Origin of the sequence: Streptomyces sp. NPDC096324 (genome assembly GCF_044763015.1) — a bacterium.
Lineage (GTDB): Bacteria > Actinomycetota > Actinomycetes > Streptomycetales > Streptomycetaceae > Streptomyces.
Genome location: NZ_JBIWFK010000031.1, coordinates 1 through 24,419, shown reverse-complemented (window position 1 = coordinate 24,419; position 24,419 = coordinate 1). Strand labels below are relative to the sequence as shown.

26 protein-coding genes and 1 pseudogene are annotated in these 24,419 nt (G+C 70.4%); 19 read left to right on the top strand and 8 right to left on the bottom strand.

Annotated elements, in window-relative coordinates:
• The first annotated feature begins 27 nt into the window (after window positions 1-27).
• On the top strand, window positions 28-255 hold the full coding sequence (locus ACIQ7M_RS40430) for a helix-turn-helix domain-containing protein (protein ID WP_403654025.1): 228 nt from the start codon (window positions 28-30) through the stop codon (window positions 253-255).
• Window positions 256-501: 246 nt separating this feature from the next.
• Complete coding sequence (locus tag ACIQ7M_RS40425) at window positions 502-639, top strand: transposase (RefSeq protein ID WP_403654019.1); 138 nt, start codon at window positions 502-504, stop codon at window positions 637-639.
• 230 nt (window positions 640-869) lie between these two features.
• Here the strand turns inward: ACIQ7M_RS40425 and ACIQ7M_RS40420 are convergent, their stop codons facing one another.
• The 5 genes from ACIQ7M_RS40420 to ACIQ7M_RS40400 all read right to left on the bottom strand — a co-directional run bounded on the left by ACIQ7M_RS40420 (window position 870) and on the right by ACIQ7M_RS40400 (window position 4,234).
• Window positions 870-1,673 (bottom strand): aminoglycoside phosphotransferase, encoded by an 804-nt coding sequence (locus ACIQ7M_RS40420; RefSeq protein WP_403654016.1) that lies wholly within the window; start codon window positions 1,671-1,673, stop codon window positions 870-872.
• Between the two features lie 61 nt (window positions 1,674-1,734).
• Window positions 1,735-1,863, bottom strand: coding sequence for a hypothetical protein (locus ACIQ7M_RS40415; RefSeq protein ID WP_403654013.1), 129 nt, complete (start codon window positions 1,861-1,863; stop codon window positions 1,735-1,737).
• A gap of 14 nt (window positions 1,864-1,877) precedes the next feature.
• Complete coding sequence (locus tag ACIQ7M_RS40410; protein ID WP_403654010.1) at window positions 1,878-2,975, bottom strand: radical SAM protein; 1,098 nt, start codon at window positions 2,973-2,975, stop codon at window positions 1,878-1,880.
• 120 nt (window positions 2,976-3,095) lie between these two features.
• A complete protein-coding gene (locus ACIQ7M_RS40405; protein WP_403654007.1) occupies window positions 3,096-3,680 on the bottom strand; it encodes a hypothetical protein in 585 nt (194 codons plus the stop codon).
• Window positions 3,677-4,234, bottom strand: a complete 558-nt coding sequence (locus ACIQ7M_RS40400) for a hypothetical protein (RefSeq protein ID WP_403654004.1) — start codon at window positions 4,232-4,234, stop codon at window positions 3,677-3,679. The genes ACIQ7M_RS40405 and ACIQ7M_RS40400 overlap by 4 nt, the downstream gene beginning before the upstream one ends.
• 219 nt (window positions 4,235-4,453) lie before the next feature.
• On the opposite strand from ACIQ7M_RS40400, the gene ACIQ7M_RS40395 reads away from it, so the two are divergent.
• From ACIQ7M_RS40395 to ACIQ7M_RS40385, 3 genes and pseudogenes are all read left to right on the top strand, one after another.
• Window positions 4,454-5,743 (top strand): XRE family transcriptional regulator, encoded by a 1,290-nt coding sequence (locus ACIQ7M_RS40395; RefSeq protein ID WP_403654001.1) that lies wholly within the window; start codon window positions 4,454-4,456, stop codon window positions 5,741-5,743.
• Window positions 5,740-6,279, top strand: a complete 540-nt coding sequence (locus ACIQ7M_RS40390) for a GNAT family N-acetyltransferase (protein WP_403653998.1) — start codon at window positions 5,740-5,742, stop codon at window positions 6,277-6,279. Before ACIQ7M_RS40395 ends, ACIQ7M_RS40390 begins: the two co-directional genes overlap by 4 nt.
• A 41-nt stretch (window positions 6,280-6,320) precedes the next feature.
• Window positions 6,321-6,701: pseudogene (locus tag ACIQ7M_RS40385) on the top strand (GNAT family N-acetyltransferase); the annotation flags it as partial.
• On the opposite strand, the gene ACIQ7M_RS40380 reads toward ACIQ7M_RS40385, so the two are convergent.
• Complete coding sequence (locus ACIQ7M_RS40380) at window positions 6,698-6,829, bottom strand: hypothetical protein (protein ID WP_403653995.1); 132 nt, start codon at window positions 6,827-6,829, stop codon at window positions 6,698-6,700. The pseudogene ACIQ7M_RS40385 and the gene ACIQ7M_RS40380 sit on opposite strands and share 4 nt — an antisense overlap.
• Window positions 6,830-6,965: 136 nt before the next feature.
• Window positions 6,966-7,394, bottom strand: coding sequence for a hypothetical protein (locus ACIQ7M_RS40375; RefSeq protein ID WP_403653992.1), 429 nt, complete (start codon window positions 7,392-7,394; stop codon window positions 6,966-6,968).
• Window positions 7,395-7,548: 154 nt separating this feature from the next.
• Between ACIQ7M_RS40375 and ACIQ7M_RS40370 the strand changes: the two genes are divergently transcribed.
• From ACIQ7M_RS40370 to ACIQ7M_RS40320, 11 genes are all read left to right on the top strand, one after another.
• Complete coding sequence (locus tag ACIQ7M_RS40370) at window positions 7,549-9,003, top strand: NUDIX hydrolase (RefSeq protein WP_403653989.1); 1,455 nt, start codon at window positions 7,549-7,551, stop codon at window positions 9,001-9,003.
• A gap of 99 nt (window positions 9,004-9,102) precedes the next feature.
• Window positions 9,103-9,429, top strand: coding sequence for a hypothetical protein (locus ACIQ7M_RS40365; RefSeq protein WP_403653986.1), 327 nt, complete (start codon window positions 9,103-9,105; stop codon window positions 9,427-9,429).
• 126 nt (window positions 9,430-9,555) lie between these two features.
• The gene (locus ACIQ7M_RS40360) at window positions 9,556-10,863 is read left to right on the top strand and encodes a protein-L-isoaspartate O-methyltransferase (protein WP_403654024.1); all 1,308 of its coding nucleotides are present in this window, start codon (window positions 9,556-9,558) and stop codon (window positions 10,861-10,863) included.
• Entirely contained in the window at window positions 10,860-11,711 is an 852-nt protein-coding gene (locus ACIQ7M_RS40355) for a class I SAM-dependent methyltransferase (RefSeq protein WP_403653983.1), read from the top strand. The genes ACIQ7M_RS40360 and ACIQ7M_RS40355 overlap by 4 nt, the downstream gene beginning before the upstream one ends.
• Complete coding sequence (locus ACIQ7M_RS40350) at window positions 11,708-13,090, top strand: phosphotransferase (RefSeq protein ID WP_403653981.1); 1,383 nt, start codon at window positions 11,708-11,710, stop codon at window positions 13,088-13,090. The genes ACIQ7M_RS40355 and ACIQ7M_RS40350 overlap by 4 nt, the downstream gene beginning before the upstream one ends.
• A 32-nt stretch (window positions 13,091-13,122) precedes the next feature.
• Entirely contained in the window at window positions 13,123-15,495 is a 2,373-nt protein-coding gene (gene fxlM, locus ACIQ7M_RS40345) for a methyltransferase, FxLD system (protein ID WP_403653979.1), read from the top strand.
• A 585-nt stretch (window positions 15,496-16,080) separates the two neighbouring features.
• On the top strand, window positions 16,081-16,347 hold the full coding sequence (locus tag ACIQ7M_RS40340; RefSeq protein WP_403653977.1) for a hypothetical protein: 267 nt from the start codon (window positions 16,081-16,083) through the stop codon (window positions 16,345-16,347).
• A 17-nt stretch (window positions 16,348-16,364) separates the two neighbouring features.
• A complete protein-coding gene (locus ACIQ7M_RS40335) occupies window positions 16,365-17,144 on the top strand; it encodes a PIG-L deacetylase family protein (protein ID WP_403653975.1) in 780 nt (259 codons plus the stop codon).
• Between the two features lie 182 nt (window positions 17,145-17,326).
• Window positions 17,327-17,830, top strand: a complete 504-nt coding sequence (locus ACIQ7M_RS40330) for a GFA family protein (protein WP_403653972.1) — start codon at window positions 17,327-17,329, stop codon at window positions 17,828-17,830.
• 402 nt (window positions 17,831-18,232) lie between these two features.
• Window positions 18,233-19,243, top strand: a complete 1,011-nt coding sequence (locus tag ACIQ7M_RS40325; RefSeq protein WP_403653969.1) for a phosphotransferase enzyme family protein — start codon at window positions 18,233-18,235, stop codon at window positions 19,241-19,243.
• Window positions 19,227-20,552 (top strand): MFS transporter, encoded by a 1,326-nt coding sequence (locus tag ACIQ7M_RS40320; protein ID WP_403653966.1) that lies wholly within the window; start codon window positions 19,227-19,229, stop codon window positions 20,550-20,552. The genes ACIQ7M_RS40325 and ACIQ7M_RS40320 overlap by 17 nt, the downstream gene beginning before the upstream one ends.
• A 521-nt stretch (window positions 20,553-21,073) precedes the next feature.
• Here ACIQ7M_RS40320 and ACIQ7M_RS40315 read toward each other — a convergent pair.
• On the bottom strand, window positions 21,074-21,817 hold the full coding sequence (locus ACIQ7M_RS40315) for a phosphotransferase family protein (protein WP_403653963.1): 744 nt from the start codon (window positions 21,815-21,817) through the stop codon (window positions 21,074-21,076).
• A 198-nt stretch (window positions 21,818-22,015) separates the two neighbouring features.
• Here ACIQ7M_RS40315 and ACIQ7M_RS40310 point away from each other — a divergent pair, with 198 nt between their 5' ends.
• The 3 genes from ACIQ7M_RS40310 to ACIQ7M_RS40300 are packed head-to-tail and all read left to right on the top strand — an operon-like array spanning window position 22,016 to window position 23,986.
• Window positions 22,016-22,900 carry a GNAT family N-acetyltransferase gene (locus tag ACIQ7M_RS40310; RefSeq protein WP_403653960.1) on the top strand — a complete coding sequence of 295 codons (885 nt, stop codon included), beginning with the start codon at window positions 22,016-22,018 and terminating at the stop codon, window positions 22,898-22,900.
• Window positions 22,897-23,553 (top strand): M15 family metallopeptidase, encoded by a 657-nt coding sequence (locus ACIQ7M_RS40305; protein WP_403653957.1) that lies wholly within the window; start codon window positions 22,897-22,899, stop codon window positions 23,551-23,553. The genes ACIQ7M_RS40310 and ACIQ7M_RS40305 overlap by 4 nt, the downstream gene beginning before the upstream one ends.
• A gap of 58 nt (window positions 23,554-23,611) precedes the next feature.
• The gene (locus tag ACIQ7M_RS40300) at window positions 23,612-23,986 is read left to right on the top strand and encodes an HAD family hydrolase (RefSeq protein ID WP_403654021.1); all 375 of its coding nucleotides are present in this window, start codon (window positions 23,612-23,614) and stop codon (window positions 23,984-23,986) included.
• The last annotated feature ends 433 nt before the right edge of the window (window positions 23,987-24,419 follow it).

The following is a 24,419-nucleotide window of genomic DNA, read 5'->3' as shown; positions in this document are numbered from 1 at the left end:
GTCAGGCCACCCCCTTGCGCATACCTCATGCACTTGGCGTACCGCAGGGATCATGGACCGTCAGCCCCCACGACACCACGCTTTGAAGGTCAGTATGAGGTCGCTGCGATGCTCAATATGTCCACGAGCTGGGTCTATAGGGAGGCATCGAAACTGGGCTTGAAGGGCTACAAGTTCGGCCGAAGCAGGAACTCCAAGGTCCTGTACAAGAGGGCCGAGGTCTTCAAATGGCTGGAGCAGCAGAAGATCCATTAGAAGCGGGCCGTTCCTTGTCGGCCCGGACTCACAGTCACCTAGCGGTTGTCGACACAGCAGCTGCTGGAGATCCCGGGCCCGGACTTCCTCACGGCCGGTTTCGGCTTGCATCGCGTTGCTCGGTGTCCTGATCCCGCCACAGCCCTCCACGGCAGCCATTCCAAGTCTGCAGGGGAAGGCACCGAACTGAAGCTTCCCCTTGATCATGGACACTGGGACGTGAGAGCCCAGAGGGAGTAGTGCCAGGTGGGAAGCAAGTACACGAATCGGTACTCGGGCGAGTACAAGTGGGACGCGATCGAGCTCGTGCGGTCGTCGGGCCGGACGGTGACCGAGGTCGCTCGGGAACTCGGGGTCAGCTCGGAGTCCTGCGAGGCTGGGTGAAGAAGGCCCGCGCCAGCCAGGACAACGGATCGGGACCCGGTGCCGTGCGGGCCGCCGACGACCGGGACGAGGAACTGAAGCGGCTGCGGAAGCTGACTGCCAAGCAGGCGAAGACGATCGAGATCCGTTACACCTCGCCCTTCAGCTACACCCCCGCCAGGCGCTTCAAGACAGCAGAAGGCCCCGCCCGTCCGCCTCGGGGGGAGCGGACGAGCGGGGCCGTATCGGGGTCACTGCTGGTGTTGCCGGTGCATGTTCCAGACCCTTGCTGCGGCCTGCATCGGCTGCGCCCATTCATCCGGGCTCTGTTCGGCGATGGAGTCCCACAGGCGCTGTTGGACTCGGGCAAGGGTGTCGAGTCCTTCAGGCGGGGCGGTCTTCCACGCCGGGTGTGCGGAGGCCACGCTCTCGGCGGCTTCCGGGGTGTGGCCGTGGGCGATCAGCCACAGCAGCCAGAGCGCCGGGTCGATCCACGCGGCGCCGGTCGACGCCCACGCCCAGTCGACGAACACAGCACCGTCGTCCGCGATGAGGACGTTGTGCGGGTTCCACTCGGTGTGGAGCAGGCTGTGGCCCTCGAACCATTCCAGTTCGGCGGGGTCGTCGACGTACTGCCTGAACCGGTCCGGCATCGTCTTCAACTCGACGCCGGGAGCCCGTAGTTCGGTGAGCCGCGCCATGGACGCCGACACGGCGGGCAGGTCGGAGGAGCCGGGCGTGTAGTCGGCGTGCCCGCCCTCGACGTGCTCGAAGCCGAGGAGGCTCCAGCCGTCGGCCTCGACGTGCCAGCACAACCGTGGGGCGATGCTGTGGACGTGAACGGCGATGTCCGCCTCGCGCTCCTGTGTCCAGACGCGGGGGTGATCGAGCGGCAGACCCTTGACGAACAGGGTGCCCCTACGGGTCCGGACGACGGCGGCGATGGAGCTGTTGAGACCGGTGTGCACGGTCCCGAGGTCGATGATCGGGCCGCTGGCCTTCTCGATCAGTGCTCGCGCCGTGTCCGGCAGCTCGGTGATACGCGGGGTGGGCATGAAGTCTCCAGATGTACGGGGCGGTGGGGCCGCACGTGATGCGCGGCCCCACCTGGTCGAGCTACTGGTAAGGGTTGTCGTCGCCGCATCCGGCGGTAGTGCCAGCGGCCAGCGTGTCGACGTCGTCGACCAGGACCACGCCATCGGGGTCCGTGACGACGGGCTCCGGCGGGGCCGTAATCTCGATCATGACAGCGGTCATGACTACCTCATTCCGTGTTGGCAGTAGTTCACGAGTGGTGCCTCCGCAGCCTGGAAGACGCGCGCCATCGGGCGGCACACGCGGCAGGTGGCCGAGAGTTTGCAGCCACTGCATCCTCCGGTGCGAAGCATGAGGGACTCGGCGATCCGGCCGAGTCGGGCAAGGCCTGGCACGCCTTCGGCGGTCAGGTCGATGTTCGGCTCCCGGCCCACCTTGCAGATCGAGACCCGGCCGAACGGGTCAGCGTGGAAGAAGGTCACGCCCGCCGGGCAGCCGGTGAACGGCTCCCGGTTGGTGAGGTACTGGGGGGCCTGGGACGGCAGGGTTTCCGCGCCGCCCTCGATCGTCGGGGAGATGTTGGCGTACTCGCGGGACCGCAGGCCGAGTTCCCGGGCCCAGGCCCGCATGGCGTCGGCCTCGTGCGCGTTGGTCCGCACGATGATCAGGCTCAGATCCAGGTTCAGCCCGGCGTCGATCGCCCGGTGCACGCCCGCCCGGAAACGGTCGAAGCCGCCCCGCCGGCGGGTCACCGCGTCGTACGTGTCGGCCGTCGCCCCGTACACGCTCAGTGTCAGCTTCGTCGGCGGGTAGGCGCGGAGCACGTCCAAGACCCTGTCCCTGCGTAACTGGGACCCGTTGGACAGGATCTCGACTTGCATGCCCAGCTCGTTGGCGAGCCGGTAGGACTCGGGGAAGTCCGGATCGATCAGCGGCTCCCCGCCCGTGATCTGGAGCCAGATCACCCCGGCGTCCCGCATCACGGTCAGCAGGGTCCGCTTCCCGTCCATGTCCAGGCCCTCGAAACGCTTCTCGCCGAGGTAGCACATCTCGCAGTCGTAGTCACAGCCGAGGTTGATCTCCCACGTCGCCCGGCTGAACGCGTACGGCCCCGGCTCGCGCAGCAGGAGGACGTCGTCGAGGGCCCGGCCCGAGAGGTCCATCTGCCACTGGGCGGCCGCCGCGGCGACGAGCCACCCGGGCACGCTGCTCAGCGCGTACAGCTCCGCGAACTTGGCGTGGGGGAGCTGTACGGCCTTCGGGCTGCCGCGCCGCAGCACGAGGCGGTGTTCACCGAACGGTGTGGCAACGAGCTCGCGCATGTCGTTCCCCCTCGCGGTTGGGCCCCTGCCGCCGGGGGAGCCAGGTCAGTTGCCCGGCGGCAGGGAGTGGACCGCGTGCGGTGGCGGGACTGGGGCGTACGCCGCCCCCGCACGCGGGGATCAGGAGATGGCGCCGAAGGCCTCGCGGAGGTCTTCCTCCGCGGGAACGGGGCCCGGCTGGAACCGGTCGAGGAGATCCGCCAGGGGCCAGCGCGGCACCAGGCGGTCACCACGGCACGGGCGCACCCAGTGCGGGCCTGGGGCGGCGGTCTGCCGCATGGAGGGCAGGGTGAGTTCGTAGGGGGCGCCCCGGCACACACCGTGGGCGTTGTCCCAGACGGCGTGCGTGCCCGGGGGGACGAGCCATATGAACCAGCCCCGCTCCGGGTCCGCGATCACGGGGCCGCAGGCAGGGGCGTCCGAGCGGGCGCCGCGGAGCCGCTGGACTTCATCCATGAGGTCCACGACCGCGTAGGCCTCGGGGCCGGCGGCCGTCACGACGGCGTCGAAGAACTGGCCGCCTAACGGTAATCGGCTCCGCCTGCCCTGTTGGAGGTCCATCAGGTTCCGCACCCGTGCGGCGAGGGTGCCCATGTCCGGTGCGACCTCTTCGGGAGCGACGTCCAGGTCACGTGCCGCGAAGTCGACGCGTTCCGGCATTCCGCGGAGCCGTGCCGCGCGCTGGGGAAGGGGTGTGTGCCTCATGCGGAGCCGTCCCAGGTTGCGGGAAGGATGGCCTGCACGGTTTTCCCGACATCCACGCCGTCATCGTCCTGCTTCACGTCCCACGAGACGGTTCCGCGGTAGTGGGCCGCCCACCACAGACCGGTGGGGCCGGGCCTGGGCTCGTGGCTCGGGTTCGCGACCTGGTCGAAGTCCGGGAAGTCGGGGCGCGCGTCGTCGACCTCGATGAGCAGTTCGCCCGTACCGGGGTGGGCGATCAGCCGGAGGACGACTTTGCCGTCGGTGAAGGGCCGCCCGTGCTGGGCGGCGTTGCCGGCCAGGTGCCCGGCGACGCGGGCGGCGGCGTCGATGTTGCCGGGCCACCCGCACACGGTGAGGCGGGGCCGGGCGCGCAGCCGGGCGTTCGGGCCCGCTCCGAGGTCGGCGACCAGGCGGGTGCTCCACTGGAACGGGGCCTGTTCTGCGGGGAGCCGCAGGAGCGCGGTCGCGGTGCCGGCCGGGCGCAGCACGGTGACGGTGGCGCCCCCGAGCGGGGGGTCCGCTGGGGCTGCGGGTTCGATGGCGCGCGGTTTCACGGGGGACTCCCATGTTCTGGGCTTGGTCGGGCGCTTCGGTCGGCGAGACGGGCCGCGTCATCGCTGGTTCTGTTGCGTGGCGACTGGCCTGTGTCCAGGTAACTCCCGTGTGCAGAGGGCTGGTTAGGGCGATCAAGCGGCTTTCCAGCGGTACGTCCTAGGGTGATTTGACCTCTTCTTTACCTGTACGCGTGGACACCAACCCACTACTCTGCGTGCATGGATGCCACGCGCAATGAGGCCCTTGAAGCGTGGATGGATGAGCACGGACACAGCTCCAACAGCCTGGCAGAAGCGGTTAACAGGGCCCTTGAACAGCTCACTGGCCGGACCGGCGGGCTGGACGGCTCCTCCATCAGGGACTGGAAAGCCGGTCGGGTCCGATGGCCTAAATCCGCCACACGCAGGGCACTTGAGACTGTTAGCGGCTTACCCGCCACCGCTTTAGGGTTCGTGCCACGGGGTCGGGCTCCGTCCGCCCCAGCCGCACCGCAGGAGGACCCCGAAATGAAGCGCCGCACTCTCGTAGGCGGAATCGCTGTCGCTGCTGCCGCAGCAGCGGCCGCTGCCCCCGGCACCACAGGAACTCGACGCATCGGCATGAGCGACGTCGACCGCCTACAGCAGCGCTTCGCCGAGGTCATCGCGAGCGACCACCGGTACGGCGGCCAGCTCGGCATCGAGCAGCACGCAGCCATACTTGCCGAGGAGGCCCTGAACCTTCAAGCTGCCGGCAGTGCCACCCAGCGCGTACGCAGCAGCCTCTACGGGTGCGCTGCCGCCTTCCGGTCCTCCGCGATGTGGGCGGCGATCGACGGCCGCCGCTACGCCGATGCGAAAGTCCACATGCGCGAGGCCCAGGCCCTTGCCGAGATGTCCGGTGACCAGGCAATCAAGTTCCGCATCTGGAGCCACGCAGGGGCGATGTACCGGCACATCGGCCGCCCCACCGAAGCGTTCGCCGCGAACGACGTCGCGCGCGGCCTGCACATCACACGCCGGGATCCGATGTTCGCCTCTCTGGGCCTGGCCCGCCAAGCAGCCATCCACGGCACGGCCCACGACCACACCGGCACCCGCCGCGCCCTCGACCAGGCGGAGGACGCCTTGGACCGTATCGACCCGGACGCCCACCGGCCGGTGTGGCTGCTCGCCTTCTACGACGAGGCCGAGCTGAACTCTCTCGCACTGTCCGCGTTCCTCGCCCTCGGCGACTACCCGGCCGCGGAGTCCCATGCGCACCGGTGTCTGACCACCCTGCGCCCCCACATGCTCCGCTCGCACGCCATTACAACCACGCGTCTCGCGCACGCTCAGCTCGCACAGGGCGACTTCGAGGCCGCGACCGCCACGGCCATGCGAGTGCCCGCCGACGCCGCTACCCAACACGCCCGCGTCTCCCGCATGCTGCAAGAGTTCGGCGCCGCGTTACGCGCGCGAGCGCCTCGCAGCTCCACCGCGCAGACCTGGACCGAGTACACCCGCGACGCCTGGAGGGCCACCGCATGACCACGGCACCCACAATCGAACTCCGCACCGTCACCGACCTGGGAGCCGTCCGCGGCGACGTGATCGACGTATACGCCGCGGTGCGCGCACCGCTGCTCCACCTGCCGAACTACGCCGTGACGGCATTCGGAGAGCGGCTGGACCGGCACGGTGCAGAGCCGGGGTTCGTGGCCGTTCTCGCGTATGCCGACAGGCACCCGGTCGGCTACGCCTACGGCAACAGGATCGAGCGCGGCGACCGGTATTGGCAGCGTACTGCCCCCGAGCCAGCGGAGGAGTACACCAGCCGTCCGGCCGTGGCGCTCAAGGAGATAGGCGTACGGGACGAGTGGCGGGGGACCGGGACCGCGCGCCGTATGCACGATGCGTTTCTCGCCGCACGCGACGAGTCGTACGTGACGCTCATGGTGAACCCGGCGGCCGGCGACGGGAAGGTCCACCGGCTCTACCGGTCATGGGGGTACCGAGACCTCGGGCAGAGCCAGCCGTCACCGGCCTCACCGCTCCTAACTGTGATGATCCGCGAAGCCCGCTGATTCGGCAGGGTCCTCGGCGCGCGCCTGTTGTACGGCGGCGTGCCGTCATCGAGCAGCAGACGGACGAGCTGATCGGATTCGGCCGTCTGGCCCTTGACCCCCACCAGCAGCGCGGAGCCACCATGGGCTTCGCGCTGCGCCCGGACGTGTGGGGGCACGGGTACGGCGTGGAGACGGTCCGGCTGCTGCTCGCCCTCGGCTTCAAGGGACTCGGCCTGCACCGCATCTGGGGTGCGCGTTCCCCGCTCAACGAGGGATCTGCACGCACCATGGCGGCAGCGGGCATGGTCGAAGAGGACACCATCCGCGAGCACGTGCTGAGGGCCGGGCAGTGGAGAGACTCGGTCGTGCACGCAATCCTCGACCGCGAGTTCACCGACTCTCCCCTCCTCGCGTCGAAGATGCGCGACCCTCTGCGCTAGTCGCCCGTCTCTTCGGCCTTGTGCACGGGGACCTTGGCGACGAGGTCGTTCTTCTCCGCCTGGGCGGGGCGGACGTACACCTCGCGCGGGACGCGGTAGCCCGGACGCCACCGGCAGGCCCGCTCCAACTACTCGTCTGTGGCTTCGTTCGGGGCCAGTTCGGTCGCCGCACCGGCGCGGAGTCCCTGCGATGAGACGTGCCGCCCGTCCGTGACCAGCCCGGCCGCGCCGACCCAGTACTTCACCCGGCTGGCGCGAACACCTTTACCTCGCCTGGGACCTGAGCACCGGTGAGCACCGCCGGGACGCGAGCGAGGCCGGCATGGAGCTGCGCTGGGTCGCGTTGGAGGAGGCGGTAGTGATATGCGGCGATGGCCGGATCACCGAAGCCAGCACTCTCGCGGCGGTCTTGCTGACCGCGCAGCGCGCCGCCGCCCAGCCCAAGCCTTTGACGAGCAGGCCACGGATGTCCGTCTGGCAGACGCAGTTGCCTGAGCGTCGGCGTTTCGGCCAATCCGCCACCGGCGTGTGCTCTTGCGCGGCAAGGGTCGGTGCAGCACGCATCTTCGAAAATCCGCTCAAATCCAGGGTGCGCAACCCGTCCGAAAGCGCAGGTGTTCGAAATCGGTGCGGCGTCGTTGAGCACGGCGACACCACGACCACGTCCACGAGGGGGAACTCATTGCCGTCCATCGAACGAGGCAGCGGTGGGCCGGGAACCCGTCGAAGGCGGTGGCCGGCTCCTGCGACGCCCGGCCGCCGGACCACGAGAGGGCGAGCTGACCCATCGGCGCGAGTTCCGCAGCCCGGCCCCCGAACCGCCCCACGTCGAAGGCGAGACGCCACCATGCCACTCAGCACTTCCGCGATTCGCAAGACCGTCGAGGCGTACCTCGGTCGTCATCCTGACGAGCGTGACGCCCTGGCCGGGCTGCTCGCCGCCCTGGACCGGCCCGTCGACGTGACCGCCCGTACGACGCTGCCCGGCCACGTCACATGCAGCGCCGTCGTCATCGACCGCTGGGGCCGGGTCCTGCACATCCAACACCGGTCCACCGGCGGACTCATGCTGCCCCCCGGCGGCCACATCGAGCCTGAGGACCGGACGCTGCTCGCCGCGGCGCTGCGCGAGGTGTCGGAGAAGGCCGGGATCACGCCGGGCGCCCTGTGTCTGACCCCGCAGATGCTCGGCTCTCCGATCGATATCGACGCCGGCCCGACCAAGGGCGAACCAGCCCACCGGCACTACGACTTCCGCTACGTGTTTCACCTCGCCGGTGAGGAGCCGCCTGCGATCACGCTGCAGAACGAGGAGGTGTCCGGTGCCTGGTGGCTGGCCATGCGGGAAGTCACCTCGCCCACGCTGCGCGCGAAACTCCTCCAGGGGCAGCTGGACGGGCAGCCGGAGCCGGTGAACGCCTCCGCGCTGGTTCACGACGGTACGGGCCGCTACCTGCTTCATCTGCGCGACCACAAGCCCGGCGTCATCTGGCAGTCGGGGGCGTTCGCCCTTCTCGGCGGCGGCCGCACGCCCGACGACCAGTGCCTTGAGGGCACCCTGCTGCGGGAGCTGTCCGAGGAGGTACCCGACCTCCGCCTCGAGGACTTGAAGCCCTATGCCGTGGAGGCCGCCACCAGCATCGACGGCCTCAGCGTCCCAGTCCGGGTCTTCGCCGGCCGGTGGCGCGGCAACCCCGACCGTCTCGCGCTGCACGAGGGTGTGCTGCTGCGCTGGTTCGCGCCCGACGACCTGGACCGGCTGCGTCTGAGCCCCGCCACCCGGGACCTGATTCGCCGGCACGCCGCCGAGAACCCCCCAGACACCGGGTCGGCCGCAGCTCCTCCCGTGTGGGACGGGGGCAGCCGGACCGTACTGAACGGCGTGGGGGTCCACCTCCATCTCGAAGACACCGAGGGCCGGGTGCTTCTCGGCCTGCGTCACCCCGAGTCGAAGTACGCGGGCGACACCTGGCACTACCTGGCCGGGCGGTGCGAGCAGGAGTCCGCCCTCGCGTGCCTGGTCCGCGAGGCATGGGAGGAAGCAGGACTGCTCATCGACCCCGCGGATGTGGAGCTCGCGCACGTCGTCCACGTCGTCGACGCTCCGGGCAACCTGCCCCTGATGCAGCTCGTCTTTCGGGCTCACCGGTGGGAGGGCACCCCCGAGGTTCGCGAGCCCGACAAGTGTCTGACCTGGCAGTGGTGGCCGCGGCATGAACTCCCGGACCGGATCGTTTCCTACACCCGCACGGCCATCACCGCGATCTCCGAAGGCCGCCCCTATTCGCAGCTGGGCTGGTGAGCAGGGTGAGCACACCCGCCGGTCGCGGACCCGACCGACGGGCCCAGGCCGCGCCGACGCACGTGCTGCGGGAATGCCCGCCGGTACGGCCCGGGGCCGATGATGCTGGCCGCGCTCGGAATCACCCCGCTGACCAAGCTCCCGCTGCTGCTCGCCTCTCCCGGTCTTGCCTGGCAGGTCACGATCGGGGCGACGCTCTTTGTGCAGCTCGCCTGCGCCGGTGCCGCAAGCACCACCCAGCGATCGATCCGTCAGATCGTCACCACGAGCACCTGGCTGACGTCCGGCGCCCGGCCCGTGGCTGCGTTCCTCGGCAGCGCGCTGGGCGTGTGGATCGGTGTCCGGCCCGTCCTGACCGCCGGAACCCTTCTACTGCTGGTCCCGCTCGTCGTCCTCGCCTGCTCCCCGATCCGGGCCCTGCGGTAGATGCCGGGCCCGCCCGCTGCCGCTCTGCTGTCGCAGCCCGACGTCCCTTCCGTCTGTGCCCACTCCAGCGTGCACGGACGACGCGCGGCACGACCGCTCACTGGGAGGTGTTGCGCCGTGAACGAGATGCCGAACTCGGCGGCGACTCCCGCTGCCGCACCACCCGATCCCCTGGAGTGCACCGTGCTGACCGACGACACCGTGCCCGCCACGCCCCTCCTTCCGGCGCAGTCCGCTGCCGACACCTCCGAGGCTGTGGCGGCCCGGGTGGCGATGGCCGCCCGGCTCGAGGAGAGCGGAGAGCTCGGCCCCGGACCGGTGTGTGAGGCACTGCTCGCGCTGCCGCGCCAGGTCCTGATGCCCCAGGCGTACGTGCGGCGCAGCGCCCCCGACGAGATGCCACCGTGCTGGGATCTGCTCGACTTCTCCCGTCCGGCCGACCGGGAGGAACTGCTGGAGCGGCTGCACAGCGGGGACAGCGTCGCGATCCAGCACGGAGGCGAGCCGATCCTCGGCCGCGTTCCCGGGCCGCGCCGCGGGGGCGTGATGACCGTCATGTCGAGCACGATGGCCCTGACCGCCGGCCTGCTGCAGCAGCTGGACCTGCGGCTCGGTCAGCGGGTGCTGGACGTCGGGACCGGCGCGGGGGTGACCGCGGCGGTGGTGTGCTTCGTGTGCGGCGACGAGGGCGTGGTCACCCTCGACATCGACCCGCACGTCACCGCTGCTGCCCGCGAGCGGTTGTCCGCCCTCGGCTACCGGCCGGCGGCGGCGGGGGACGGCACTGCCGGGTGGGCCGACGCGGGTCCGTACGACCGGACGTTCGTCTCCTTCGCCGTCCGCCGCGTACCGAACGCGCTGGTGGAGCAGCTGGCGCCCGGCGGCCGCGCGCTGATGACGTTGGGGACGTCTTCGCCGTCGTGGCCGGGCCTGGCGGTGATCGAAAGAAGGGAGGACGGGGACGTGGAGGCGGAGTTGCGCGCGGTCGAGTTCGGGCACCGCGCCGGTGCCGGCTTCGACCGGCTGTTCCTGTCCGCCGCGTTCCTCGCAACGATCACCCCAGGCGGAGGGCGCACGCAGCGCAGCCGACTCTCGCCGCCGCAGGACGCGGCCCGCGGCCTGTGGCTGGCCCTGGATCACCTCCACCCGGGGCTGGTTCGCCACTTCGGCGCTGAGGATCTCACGGTCGGCGCACCCGAGTGCGGGTCGTGGGTGCGCGTGAAAGAGGCCGGCTACCGCCGGTGGGACGTGACGACTTCTGGGCCCCGGGACATCTGGGCGGAGATCCAGGATGTCGCCGGTCGGTGGCGGGCGGCCGGTGCACCGAACGTCTTCCGGATCCACTTCGAAGCCGACGGCATCCAGTGGGCCGCAAGCCCGAACGGTGCACTGACCTGGCAGCTTTCCCCTGGCGAGACTGGAGATGAACGATGACCCGCCTCGACCAACCTGCCTCTGCAGCGGTTTCGGACGATGCCCTGTTCGGGCCCGAGGCCTCCGACTATGCCCGCTACCGTCCCGGCCTTCCGGACACCGCGGTCCACCTCCTGGCCTCCACCCAGCACGGCGTGCCCGCCCCCGTCCTGCTGGACCTGGGGACCGGCACCGGCCAGGTGCCCCTCGCGCTGCTGCCCGTCCTGCAGCGCATGGCGCACATCGACCTGGTCGACGTGAACGAGTCCATGCTGGAGGCGGCCCGCGCCGCGCTCGAACCGGTCCGCGGAGCGTGCACGGTCGACGTCTTCACCAGCGCCGCCCACACCTTCGTTTCCGCCGTGCCCGGCCGGGCGCCCACCCTGATCACCTGCTCCCGGTCCTTCCACTGGATGTCCCGCCCGGAGGTCCTGTCCATGGCCGACCGGGTGGCCGCACCGCATGCCGTCGTGGCGATCATGGGCGACGGCAGCCTCTGGACCCACCGGGCCGAGTGGACGGCCGCCCTTCGGGAGCTGATCCAGAGCTACCTCGGCGAAGACCGGCGCGCGGGCACCCGCGGCACGTACGCCGGGCCGGGCCGCTCCTACGAGGACGACCTGGTCGACTCGGCGTTCAGCGAGGTGACCGAGCACAGTTTCCCCGTCTCCCGCGCCTGGGCGCCCGAGGACGTCCTCGGTTACCTGCGCACCACCAGCTTCGCCCGCCCCGCCCTGTTCTCCGGCCGCCATCACGAGTTCGAGGCAGCTGCTCTCCACCTGCTTCAGGAGCATGCTGGCGACGGTGTCCTGAAGGAGGACGCGGTGTTCACCGTGCTGCTCGCGCGCCGCCCCGGCGGTGACGCGTGAGCGGCACCCAGCGGCACACCGAGCCGCTCGACGTCCACCTGATCGCCGTACGCGACGGCGCAGCGGGCCCTGAGGTGCTGCTGTCCCGGCGGGCCGGGAACGTGTACGCGCCGGGACACTGGCATCTCGTGTCCGGGCACTTGGACGGCCCGTGGGAGGACATGGTCACCGCTCTGGTGCGCGAGGCCCGGGAGGAGTCCGGTGTCGTCATCGACCGGGCCGATGTCCGGGCGGCTGTCACCGTGCACCATCGCTCTCCTGGCGGCGGCGCCCGGATCGGGGTGTTCTTCGAGGTGAGGCGCTGGCGCGGCACCCCGCAGGTCATGGAGCCCTGGGTGTGCGACGCCATGGGGTGGTTCTCGTTCGACGCCCTGCCGGAGCCGATGGTGGCGTACTGCCGGGCCGGGTTGGATGCCTACCGGGCCGACGTGCGGATGGCCGTGCACTTCCAGGAGTCCGACGACCCGATCGCCTACGACCGAGCCGTCGACCGGCTGGTCCTGGTCCCCGAACCCGCCGCGCGTGGCGCGGTCCCGGAGCAGGCGGTGCGCGCGTTCGCCGAGCGGGCGGTCGGGCGGATCACCGCGTGGACGGACGTGTCCTGGGCGCGGGAGGAGAGCCGTGTGTGGCGGGCGGCCTGCGCCGAGGGCGGCGAGTGGTACGTCAAGATCCACCAGAACGACCGCTTCCACCAACGTGAAGTGGAAGCCCTCCGCAGCTGGGTTTCCGGCCTCGGGGCGGCCGCGCCCCGGCTGGTGGCCGCCGACCCCACGCTGCGGGCCTTCGTGCTCACCGCGGTGGGTGGCCGAACCCTGCACGGCGCCGTCCACCCGCCCGAGCAGCAGCGCCGCATCTTCCACCGCATCGGGCAACTCGCGGCGGCCATCCACCACAGCGCCCCACCCCGGCCCACCGCCGGCACCCTGCCGCTGGGAAAGCTGGAGCGCCACCTCGCCGGAACGCTGCCTCATCTCGCGCCCGGCGACGAGAAGTTCATTCGCGCCACCGCCAAGAGGGCTGCCGACCTGGCCCCCTTGAAGACGGTGCCCACGCACGGTGACTTCCAGCTCCGCAATCTGCGCTGGGACGAGACCGCCGGCGCCCTCTACGTCATCGACTTCGAACGGTCGGAAGAAGGCCCGGCCGTGCGGGACTTCGTACGGCTCTCCGACGCCTGGCACGGCCGGCCCGACCTCTTCCAGGCCGTGATGGACGGCTACGGCCGCCCCTTCAGCCCGGAAGAAGAGGCCCAGCTCACGGTCCTGTCCGTCCTCGATGCCGTCTCCAGCATCTCCTACGGCACCGCCCACGGTGATCCCGAGCTGGTGGAGTGCGGCCTGCGCACCCTGGCCCGGCTGCGCGCCGTACAGCGCCCCTGACTCCCGCCCCGCCCACCACGAGGAGCAGCACGTTGACGTACACAGCCCGCGACGAGTGGGAGCAGCATTACGGCGAGGGGAAGGGGTGGCGTCGGCTCGGTGAGCGCGAACAGCAGCTCCTTGCCGAGCACGCCCCGGTTCCCGAGGGCGGGGGCCGGGCCCTGGATGTGGGCTGCGGGACCGGGGAGGTGGCCGCCCACCTGGCCAGGGTGGGCTACACCGTGGACGCCGTCGACTTCGCGGACAGCGCGATCGCCCGGGCCCGCGAGGAGCACGCCAGCATCGAGGGCGTGCGCTGGCTGCAGCTGGACATCGAGCGCGACGACCCGGCGCCGCTGCACGAGGAGGGGTACGACCTGATCACGCTGCGGCTGGTGTACCCGTTCGTGAAGGACCGAAGCCGGACCGTTCACGGGCTGGGCGAGCGGCTGCGCGACGGCGGCGCACTCGTCGTCATCACCCCGGTCGTCGAGAACACGCCGAAAGAGCGGCGCGGGATCGCTCTGGACGAGGACGAGATCACGCTGCTCGGTGCAAACTGGGAAACGGTGGAGCGGCTGGACACGAACGGTCTGGCCTTTCTGGTCCTGCGCGGACCGTGCCACCTCGACACCCGGGCCGTTGAGAAACGGCCGACCACCGGCCACGCCCTGACCGGCGCCCTCGCCGTCGTCACCGACGCCGCCGGCCGGGTCCTGCTGGGCCGCTCCCGGCGCGGCATGCTCGAACTGCCCGGCGGCAAAACCACCGGCCCGGAGGGCTTCGCCGCCGCCGCGGTGCGCGAACTCGCCGAGGAGACCGGGCTGGTCGCCGATCCGACCGACGCGCACGTGGTGACGATGCTGGTCGACGACAGCCACGGGGTCCCGCGGCTCACGGCCGTCGTCCGCATCACCGCCTGGACAGGCACTCTGGCCAACCCGGAACCGAAGCTGTTCGACCGATGGGAGTTCTTCGACCTCCACGCTCTCGCCTTCGTCGGGGACGTGTTCGCCCCAGCCGCTCTCGCGATCGATGCCGTGTGGCCCGGCATCCTTCCCGGCCTGCCGCCGACGACCTCCTACCCCATCGCCGCCGACCAGCCGCCCGTGCCGGGGGAACCGGCCGAAGCTGCCAGGCTGCGCGCGTTGATGACCCAGATGGTCATCGACGGCGGCTGGGCCCCCTCCGCACCGGTCCAGGAGGCGCTGCGGGCCGTGCCCCGGCACCGCTTCGCCCCAGAGGCGAACCTCCTGACCGCGTACAACGGCGGCGACCGGGCCGTCATCACCCGACGCGACGAGACCGGGACGGCCATCAGTTCGGTCTCCGCAGCCTGGCTTCAAGCCGACATGATCGAGCACCTGGGCCTGGAGCCGGGCGCGGTCGTGTTCGAGGCGGGATCCGGCGGCTACAACGCCGAACTCATCGCCCACGTCACCGGACCGGATGGGCGCGTGGTCACCGTCGACATCGACCCGTGGGTCGTGCGCCGCACCCGCCGGTTCCTCACGGAGGCCGGCAGCGGCCGCGTCACCGCCGTCGAAGCCGACGCCGCCCTCGGCTCACCCGCCCACCTCGTACCGCGCGGCGGCTTCGACGCCAGCATGATCACCTACAACTGCTGGGACATCGCCCCGGCCTGGCGGGAGCAGCTGGCCGAGGGCGGCCGCCTGGTCCTGCCGCTGGAGATCGGCGGCTACACCCGGGCGGTCACCTTCGAACTTCGCGGCCAGGTGCTGCTCGCCCGCCACTTCACGTACTGCGGCTTCGTCCGCGACCAAGGGCAACAGGCCCGCACCGTCCCGGTCCTCTCCCTCCTCGACGGCGGGCTGACGCTCCGCTTCGAGCACGGCACCGCCGCCGATACGACGGGCTTGGAGGAGGCGCTGCGCGGGCTGCGGCACGAGGTTCCCACGGGCGTGACCATGGGAGCGAATGCCTACTTCGGCTCCCTGCAGCTGTACGCGGCCACCACCCTGTCCGGCTTCTGCCGCCTGGCCGCCCACCAGGAACCGGACGAGGGTGTGACCGGCATCGCGAAGGACCGCGACGTCCCCGCGATCGTCGGCGACACCTCGCTCGCCTACCTGATCCACGTCCAGACCAAGGACGGCGACAGCCCGCAGGACAAGGAGTGGGAGTGGACCGTCCACGCCTTCGGCGAGCAGGGACCCGCGCTCGCCGAGCGGCTGGCGGCCACGGTCCGGGCCTGGAACCGCCATGTCCGCGCTGACGACAACGACGAGCACGCCGATCCCGTCCTGACGGTGCACCCGGCCGGCACACCCGATGACGCGCTGCCCGCCGGTGACGTCCTGGACAAGGATGACTGCCGCCTGGTGGTCCGCTGGCCCGGGCGTGACGTGCCGCCGCCCCGGCCTGTTGAGCACCCCGGGGCCGAGGTCGTGACGGAGAGGGTGTGACGGTGGAACGGGCAGTGCGCGAGGCGGTGTTCGTCGCACCGACAGAGTGTGGTGAACGACAACGGATGCGGCGCGCGCACGCGGTCGCCGCCCGGCAGTTCCAGGTGGCCGCGTCGGGTCCCGAGGTCTGGGGGTGGCAGTGCCGCACCCTGGGGCGCCGGGCCGGACACTGCTGGCTGCGCATCGTCTCCGCCGAGGCGGGCGGACGGCTGTGGGAGGGGACAGCGACCGCGGACACGCACGTGCCCCGGTCGGTACCGCGGCTGCGGCTTCGCGGCGTTCTCGGCTGGACCGCGCCGACGTCACCTACCGGGCCGAGCTCACCGAGCACGTGTCCCGTCCCGCCGGCCGCCAGCGGCACTCCCGCCCTCGCCCAGCATCGCGCTGCCCGACTCGTGGCGGGCGGAGCTGAAGTCCGCTCTCGGCACGCTCGCGACGGTACCCACCGACCGGGAGTTCGTACGGCAGAACTGGGCCGTCCGGAACTTTCGCCGCTTCCTCGGCCTCGACGCCGTCCGGATCCGTGAGACGACGACCGAGCACGCCGATCTGCACGGGGCGAACCTCACCCTCGCGTCCCTGGTCTTGTTCGACTGGGAGAACCGGGGCCGCCTCCCCGTCGGCTACGACCTGGGTCTGCTCCACGCATATTCGCTTGCCGCGCGGGCGACCACCGCCCGGATCCGGCGTGAGTTCGCCCATGTCCTGGACACGGACGCCAGCCGGACCGACGAACTCGTCGCGCTCGCCCAGCTCCTCCAGGCACGATCCCGCGGCGTCCACCCCACCCTCGCCCGGCTCATCACCCGCCGGGCCCAAGAGCTCACCCACACCCCCATCCCGACGCCCTGACCGGCCTGGAGGCCCTCGTGACGCAACCAACCGCCGTTCCCTCACTGCTCGGAGTATTCGCCCACCCGGACGACGAATCCCTCCTCGCCGGCGGCGTGCTCGCCCAGCACGCCGCCACAGGCGTCCGCACCGCGGTCGTCACCACCACCTGGACGGCCGACAGCCACCGAGCCCCCGAACTCGCCGATGCCCTGAGCATCTTGGGCGCCGGCACCCCGCGGCTGCTCGGCTACGCCGATGCCCGCAACCCCGCCTCGGCACCCGCTGGCGCCGTACGCCTCATCGACGCGCCCCTCGACGAAGCCGTCGGCCGCTTGGTCGCACACATCCGCGAGGTCCGGCCCGACATCGTGATCGGCCACGACGCCCTGGGCCAGCTCACAGGGCACCCGGACCATCGGCGCGCCCACCAGATCACGCTCCTCGCCGTCGAGGCCGCCGGCTTGCAGCACCTGTATCCCGAGGCCGGAGAGCCCTGGCAGCCTGCCGCGCTGTACGCGGCCACGCACTCGGAATCCGGTGTGGGCCGGCTCGGCCCGCTCCTTCAGAGCGTGGGCAAGACGCTCCTCGCGGTGCCGGACGCGTACGTGACCACGACCGTCGACGTCTCACCGTGGGCTGCGGTGAAGTGGGAGGCGATCTGCGCCCACCACAGCGAGGTCGCCCGCGCGCGGCCCCTGCCCGGCCTTCTCGCCCGTCTGCCCGAACCGGAACGCAACGAGACCATCAGCACCGAGTACTTCACCCGGCTCTCCCTCGGTCCCGCGCCGGGCTCCCCGCACAAGCTCGTCGCCTGACCGGCCCACCGTCCGCACGGTCCCGTGATTCCCGGCAGCCAACCAGCTCGCTGCCGTCCACCAGGCCCGAGCGCGGCTCGCGATTCCCCGCGCCGCGCGGCAGCCCGTCACCGAACTACCCGACGCCAGCGATCTCACCACCTTGTAGCCCGCTCCCGGCCCATCTCGAAGCAAGGACTTGTATGAGCAACACATCACCCACCCTCGGCGCGCCGCCCATGGCCGCTCGGCCCCTGCCAGCCACAGGAGCGGCATCGGATGCTCTGGGGCCGGTTCGAACGGGGCATTGCCAGTGTGGCCGGATCTCCTACCAGGTCACGGGGCTCCCGGATGATCCTCATTTGTGTTCTTGTATCCATGAGACGCGGATCTCCGGGGGGCCCGCGGTGCTGTGGGTGGGCTTCCCCTTGGACACCCTGATCTGGACCGGGCCCGGGGGCGAGCCGAAGTGGTACGCGACCTACCCGACCCTCCACCGTGGCTTCTGCCCCGACTGCGGCACCCATCTGGTGTCCGTGGCCGACAACTCCGACATGATCATGGTGACCGGTTTCAGCCTCGCCGACCGCAGCGGCACCGATCCTGTCGGGCACTCCTTCCGCGAGGAAGCCGTCCCGTGGATGACCATCGCCCTCGGGTCGGACCCGTCCGCGCGTTCCCTGCCCGGCACGGACGCCGACTCGTGACACGGCTGCCGCCCGGCGCCGCCGATGTCGCGCCTCCCTGCCCCGCTGTCACGTCCCGGTTCACACCGACCCGCATCGCCCCCTTGGGTGAGAGAACTTCGGGTGCCCCCTCACCCCTCACGCTCGCTCTTCTCCAGCACCCGCAGGTGTGGGAGAGCGAGCACATCCATCCCAGGAGTGCCGTGGTCTGCGACTGCGCCCGGATTCCAGTTCCTCCTCGTCGGCAAGGCCGCTCTCTGGGTGGCGTCCAGGCGAGCGATACCGGGGTGTGGTGCGTGCTGTGCTGACCCGGCAGCAGGCCGTCGCCGTCCCTTCCGGCCGCCTCGGCGGAGGGGAGCCCAGTGCCTCGGCGCCGGCGTACGAAAGGCAGCCGCGGTGATCGGCGATGAGGAGCTGCGCCGCATGGTTGCGGCGGCTCTGCCGGTGGCTTACCGGGTCCAGCCGGCTGAGGTGACGCGGATCCCGGCCGGGACGAACACCCGCAACTACAAGGTGACCGCCCTCGACGGCCGCCTGTGGTTCGCCAAGGTCTACCGCGACCGCCGGAGTGTGGATCGCGAGCGCGCGGCCGTGGAACTCGCCGAGTTCACGCGTGCGGGCGGGGTGGCGGTACCCGCCCTGCGGCGTACCCGTGAAGGCGACCTGGTCGAGGTCCGCGGGCCGGTGCCGATGTCCCTGTGGTCCTATCTGCCCGATACGGAGACCGCCGAAGGGGGGCTCACCGGCAAGCGCTGGGCGGCCGTCGGCGAGGCGGTCGGCCTGCTGCACCGCCGTCTTGGCGACCATCCGGCCGCCCGGCCGGTGCTGGGCCCGGGTGCCGGAGTGTGCGATCTGCCGGGCAACCAGGCGCGCTTCGAGCGCGTGGTCACCGCCTACGGCAGCAAGCCCGGTCTCGACGGGTTCGAACAGTGGGCGGCACGGGCAGCCCGGGAGCGGCTGGCCGTGTTCGGGCGGCTGGCGAAGGTCCTTGCGGCCCTGCCGGAGCTGACGGTGCAGGTCCTGCACGGCGACCTGGCGTCCCCGAACGTACTGCTGCGCGGCGAGGAGGTGGCCGGCATCGTCGACTTCCAGCCGCCGAACCCCCGCTACACCGCCTGGGAGATCGCCAGGATCGGCTGCGACCCGCGCTCCCTCCTGCTGGGGTGGGACGCGTGGCTGTCCGGCCTGGCCCGGCTCCTGGCCGCCTACCGCGACGCGCGTCCGGACGCACGCGAGCAGGACCTGCTCGCCACTCCGGTGGTCGGCTGCATCGCCATGCTGGCCTCGACCTACCCGCTGGCCGAGCCTCTGGACGCGCCCGAGGAGATGACCGCGTCGCTGGAGACCTACGCCCGTGCCCGGCACGAGGCGGCCCTGACGCTGCTGGAGAAACTGGACGAAGCCCAGGAGGCACTGCGTGACAGCCTGCGATGAACCACTCCCGTCCGTACCCGTCCCCCATGCCGCCGCCGAGGCGGAGAGGACGGTGCACCGTGATCTTTCCTTGTACAACAACGGACTCGCGGTGGGAGTGCTGGGCGGGGCGGTCACCTCGGTGGCGCTGCCCTCGTTGGCCCTGTTCACGCTGAAGGCCACACCTATGGAGATGGGCATCCTGTACGCGGCGCAGCGGTTCCCTCCGGCCCTGACCGCGCTGTTTTCCGGGGCGCTGGTCGACCGGCACCGCAAACTCGGGCTGCTGAGGTGGGGCAAGGTCGCTGGCGGCCTGCTGCTGCTCGTCGTGCCCGTGACGGCATTGACCGATTCCCTGTCGCTGGTGCTGCTGTGTGTCGTCGGGTTCGCTCTCGCGGCGGTCAACGACGTCTCCAGCACCGCGGGAATCAGCTATCTTCCCTCGCTGGCCCGAGGCGAGAACCTTGCCGCCGCCAACTCCCGTATGGGGGCACTGTTTTCGTTCACCGATGCCGCCGGAAGCTATCTCGCCTCCGGGCTGATCGCGGCGCTGGGCACCAGTCGGGCGATCCTCGCGGACGTCGCGTCCTACTTCATCAGCGCCGCCTGCATGGCGAAGATCCGTACCCCGGAGCCGCACCCCGAGCCGCGCCCGGCCGACAGCACATTGCGGCGGGAGATCAAGGAGGGGCTCGGCTACACCTGCCGCCATCCGGTCATTCGACCGATCGTGCTCTCCAACACCGCTCTGGCGCTGGCGACGACCGCCTGGGACGTCCTCTTCCTGATCTACGTGGTGCGGCAGTTGCACTGGTTGCCGGTCGTCCTCGCCGTCGTCATGGGCTGCGCGAGCGTCGGCGGCGTCGCGGGGGCACTGGCCGGGCGACGGCTTGCCGAGCCGCGCGGTACCCGCTGGGGGGTCGGGCCCCTGATGCTGTGCGCGCTGGCGTTGCATCCGCTCGCGCTGGCGCCGGTACTCTTCGCGGGACCCGGCACCTTCTGGCAGATCGCCATCGGCGCATGTGTGACCTGCCGCTTCGCGGGCGCCACCGCACACGGCTCCAACCAGCGCTCGGTCCGCCAGAGCGCGTGCGATCCGAAGTACCAGGGACGCCAGCAGTCCATCGGCACCTGGATCACCTTCGGCCCACGGTTCCTCAGCGCCCTGGGCGCGGGCGCACTCGTCGGCGCTATCGGCCTGAAGCCGTCCATGACCATCGCCGCCATCGCCACAGCCGGCGGGTTCATCGTCCTTCTGCTCTCCCCCGTCCGCCGTCTTCGGACGATGCCATCTGCTGGGGATGGTTCAGGTGTGGCAGGCCTCGCGTGAGGCCGGGCGGAAAGCATCACGTCGTACAGGGGGGATTGAGGGGCGTGCTTGATCCGCCCCAGGATCTCGTAGCCCCAGCACAGGTAGGCGCTGTGAGCAGGGTCGTTATCGATGATGCAGATGAGCGTGGTCCATGACTGCTGCTGGCGGCCGGCGATGATGACGTCGTGGAGTTGGCGACCGACGCCGCGGTTGGTGTGGGTGGGCGGACCATGAGAGGTCATCTCATTCGGACTTGCAGGCTGTTCGCGTGACGATCATGGAGCGCTTGGTGATGGACGAGTTATGGGGCCCTGCGGATGTCTGCGTTCGTCGGCCAGAAGGGATCAGGCACCTTCCCCTTCCCACATAGCTACCCTGCTGCTCGGGATGCGCGCACGACCGCGCTGCGAGCCCGCCGACGGTTCGCCGTGGCCCGGCGGTCGATTGGTGAAGATCCGCAGGTGCGCCAGCGTCTCGTGCTCAACGGTACTCAGGTGAGCCGGGCTGGCCAGCACCCACCAACGGCCCCACTTGGGAGGCTACTTGAGAGCGTCTTCAAACACCTTGCGGTGCTCGGCAGTGTGTTCGTGCTCGCGCCGGGACCAGGCGATGCGATCCGAGATCTGCTGGGCCGTAGCTTCGACGGCCAGGAAGCCGGCCTGCACCTCTGCCCAGAAACGGACGTTACGGGCCTGCCGTTCCAACACCGCGTCAACGAGGACGGCGCGCTCAGGACCAACCAGGCCATAGGCGTCGGCTAGCACCCGCACCTGAGTGGCCTGAACATCCACAGGAGGAGCCTCTGCCTTCGACGACAGGCACCACAGCCAGGACATATACCCGACGTCCTCCAGTGGACTGCCCGGCGCGGCCATGTCAAAGTCGATGAAGACGGTCGGCATCTCGTCCTGAAAGACGGCGTTGTTCGGCCCCAGGTCGTGGTGGCACACGACCTGATGCTGACCGGCAAGATCACTGCCCCGAGTGGCATCATGCATCGCGCGCGCCAGGGCGCCGGCCGCAGCAACCTGCGCTTCGGTCCATGGCCGGAACTTGGGCGGGACCCAGCCCGGCACATAGCTGAAGGTGTCCCGACCTTCCTGATCCCGGCCGAGATATCGCGGAGCCCCCGTGAACCCTCGGCTCTCCAGCAGATCAAGCAGGGAGGCGACGAACGGCGAGGCAGTCGAGGCTGGCCGCCGGACCGTGTCACCTATGCGAACGACACCGGAAGTGATGCGGCCTCCCTGCAGGGGGATGACCTCGTCAACAATCTCGGACATGCCTCTGGTTCCGTTCCGTCGCTACTGTCGATAATGCAGCAGCCACACCAGGCCGCTGCCTGCGGCATGCCGGCCACGCGAGAGGTTGACTCGCGACTTGAAGCGTTCGCTCCGCGTACTGTTCCCTGATGCTTCGCGAGCACCAGTGCTTCCCAGGTCCAGCGCTCGACTCGTGATCGACACCATGTCTCATGAGACATGGTGAGCGCGAAGAACACGGACAACCTCGCGCCACGCCTGACGTCCACGGGAGACGCGCAGGCCTTCGTCATCGACGCCCCGGACGGCACGCTGGCTGCCTGCACCCTGAGCCTCGTAAGCCCCGTGCTCCCGGCCCCATCCTATCCCCGGGCCCGAGCCGCGCGTGTGCAACTCGTCGTCACGCACCCCGCATTCCGGCGTCGCGGGTACGCCCGTGCCGTCGTCGCCGCGCTCCTGGACCACCTCACCGCCGAGGACACCACGCTGTTCGAACTGCACACCAGCCCGCAGGCCGCACCCCTGTACCGGAACTTCAGCTTCAGCGGGAGTCCGGCGCTCATGCGGATGACCCGGCGCAGCACATCCGCCCCGGCGTCGGCCGGCACGGGAGGAGGTTACTCGTGGGTGCCGCCCGAACAGTACGCCCAGTCCTTACCCAAGGCCGTCGCCTTCGTCTGCCTCTACATCACGGACGAAGACGACCACCCCCTGCAACTGCACTCCGTGTACTCGCCCTCCCACCCCTGGCACATGATCGGCGGCGCGCTCGACCTGGGCGAGACGCCCTGGGACGCAGCCGTACGCGAATGCCGGGAAGAGACCGGCCTGAACATTGCGGGTCCGCCCCGACTGCTGGCCCCCGCGGCCGCGGCGTCCCTACAGCACAGTGCAGTTCGTCTTCGACGGCGGCCGTTTGAGCACCGAACAGATCCACCGCATCGTCCTTGCTCCGAGCGAGCACGACGAGGCGCGCGTCCTGCCTCTCGACCAGTGGCAGGATCTGATGCCCGAATCCGACTTCGCGCGCCTTCACGCGGTAGAGGTAGAGGAGGCCCCCGCGCTGGCGCGGCTGGCTATTTCGACACCTGGGGGAACACATGACAATCAACGACATCACGCTGATGTCCGACCCGAAGGTCGCGGCCATCCCCGTGCACGACTGCGGCGAGGCCCTGGTCGACGTCCGTGACCATGGACTGCGTGTCGACGACCGCAGAAGCGACGACACCGGTGCGTTCACCCACCTACGCGAAGACGTTCTCGCCCGCCTGCTGCGCGCCCAGGAGCTGCTTTCGGACGGCCTGTGCCTGCTGTTCATCGAGGGCTACCGGCCCCCAACGCTCCAGCGCACGTACTTCGAGGCGTACTGCGACGAGCTCGCCCGCACCAACCCGCACTGGACGGCGGCGCGCCTGCGCGAGGCCGCCAGCCGCTTCGTGTCCCCTCCGGACATCGCCCCGCACTCGGCTGGCGCAGCGGCCGACCTGACGCTCATCGACGCTGACGGCCGGGAGCTGGACATGGGCAGCCGCGTCAATGCGAACCCGGAGGAGTCCGGCGGCGCCTGCTACACCGACGCCCCCGGCCTCAGCACCCAGGCACGCGCGAACCGCACGATCCTGGGCGGCGCGCTGTCCGCAGCGGGCTTGATCAATTACCCGACCGAGTTCTGGCACTGGTCGTTCGGCGACCGGTACTGGGCCCTGCAGACCCAGCAGTCGGCCACCCTCTACGGGCCCGTCGACCTGCCCTGATGCCGAACCACCCCGCCTTCACCCAGGAGGAGCGACCTGTGAGATGCACCCGTACTGACTGGTCCGAGCACTACAGCGACGGGCATGGCTTCGGCGGCTCGGGGAGGAGGAGAAGCGTCTGATCGCCGAGCGCGCCGCCCCCGCACCGGACGGCGGGCAAGCGCCCATCGCCTCGGGCGGTGCCCGCCGAGCAGTCCACGCCAGCCTCGACACCACCGCCCTTCGCCCTTTGTTCGAAGTCATCGTCACCAGCGAGGATGCCGCTCGCGGCAAGCCCGACCCGGGCCTCTTCCTCTACGCCGCTACCCGCCTCGGTGTTACGCCCGCGCGCTGCCTGGTCTACGAAGACTCACCCGAAGGCATACCGGCCGCCCAAGCCGCCGGCATGCACGTTGTGGATGTTCAGTGCTTCCGTGAGGATCAGCGCCCCTGACTGCCGGTCTGGCGGACGTATCCGCGCACCCCATGACAGGACGGATTCCCGACGCCGTATCCGGTGGCTGCGTCACCGACGCGTGCCAAGATCCGCCAATCACGAAGCAACGGTCCGGGCTGGCCTGGGTCGGTCCCACCTCAGTTTCCCTGACACGGCGTCACCAGCTGGCGTGCACGCCGGACGGCCGCGCCGAGCAACCCGTTGCGTCCTGCTCGGGGTTATGCGATCAAGTGGGCACCAGTTCCGCAGGGGTGATCGCTATCAGGCGACAGGACGGCATTTCCATGGGCGCCAGAGCGACAATGCGTACGGCAAATTCTTTCCCTCCCTGCCGGGCAGGGCTGATTCAAAGTCCTGGTGATCAAGCTCGTTGGCTGGCCAGAGGGCGTCCAAGAGGTCGAGCCTGGGTGAAGGGTCGACTCAAGATGGG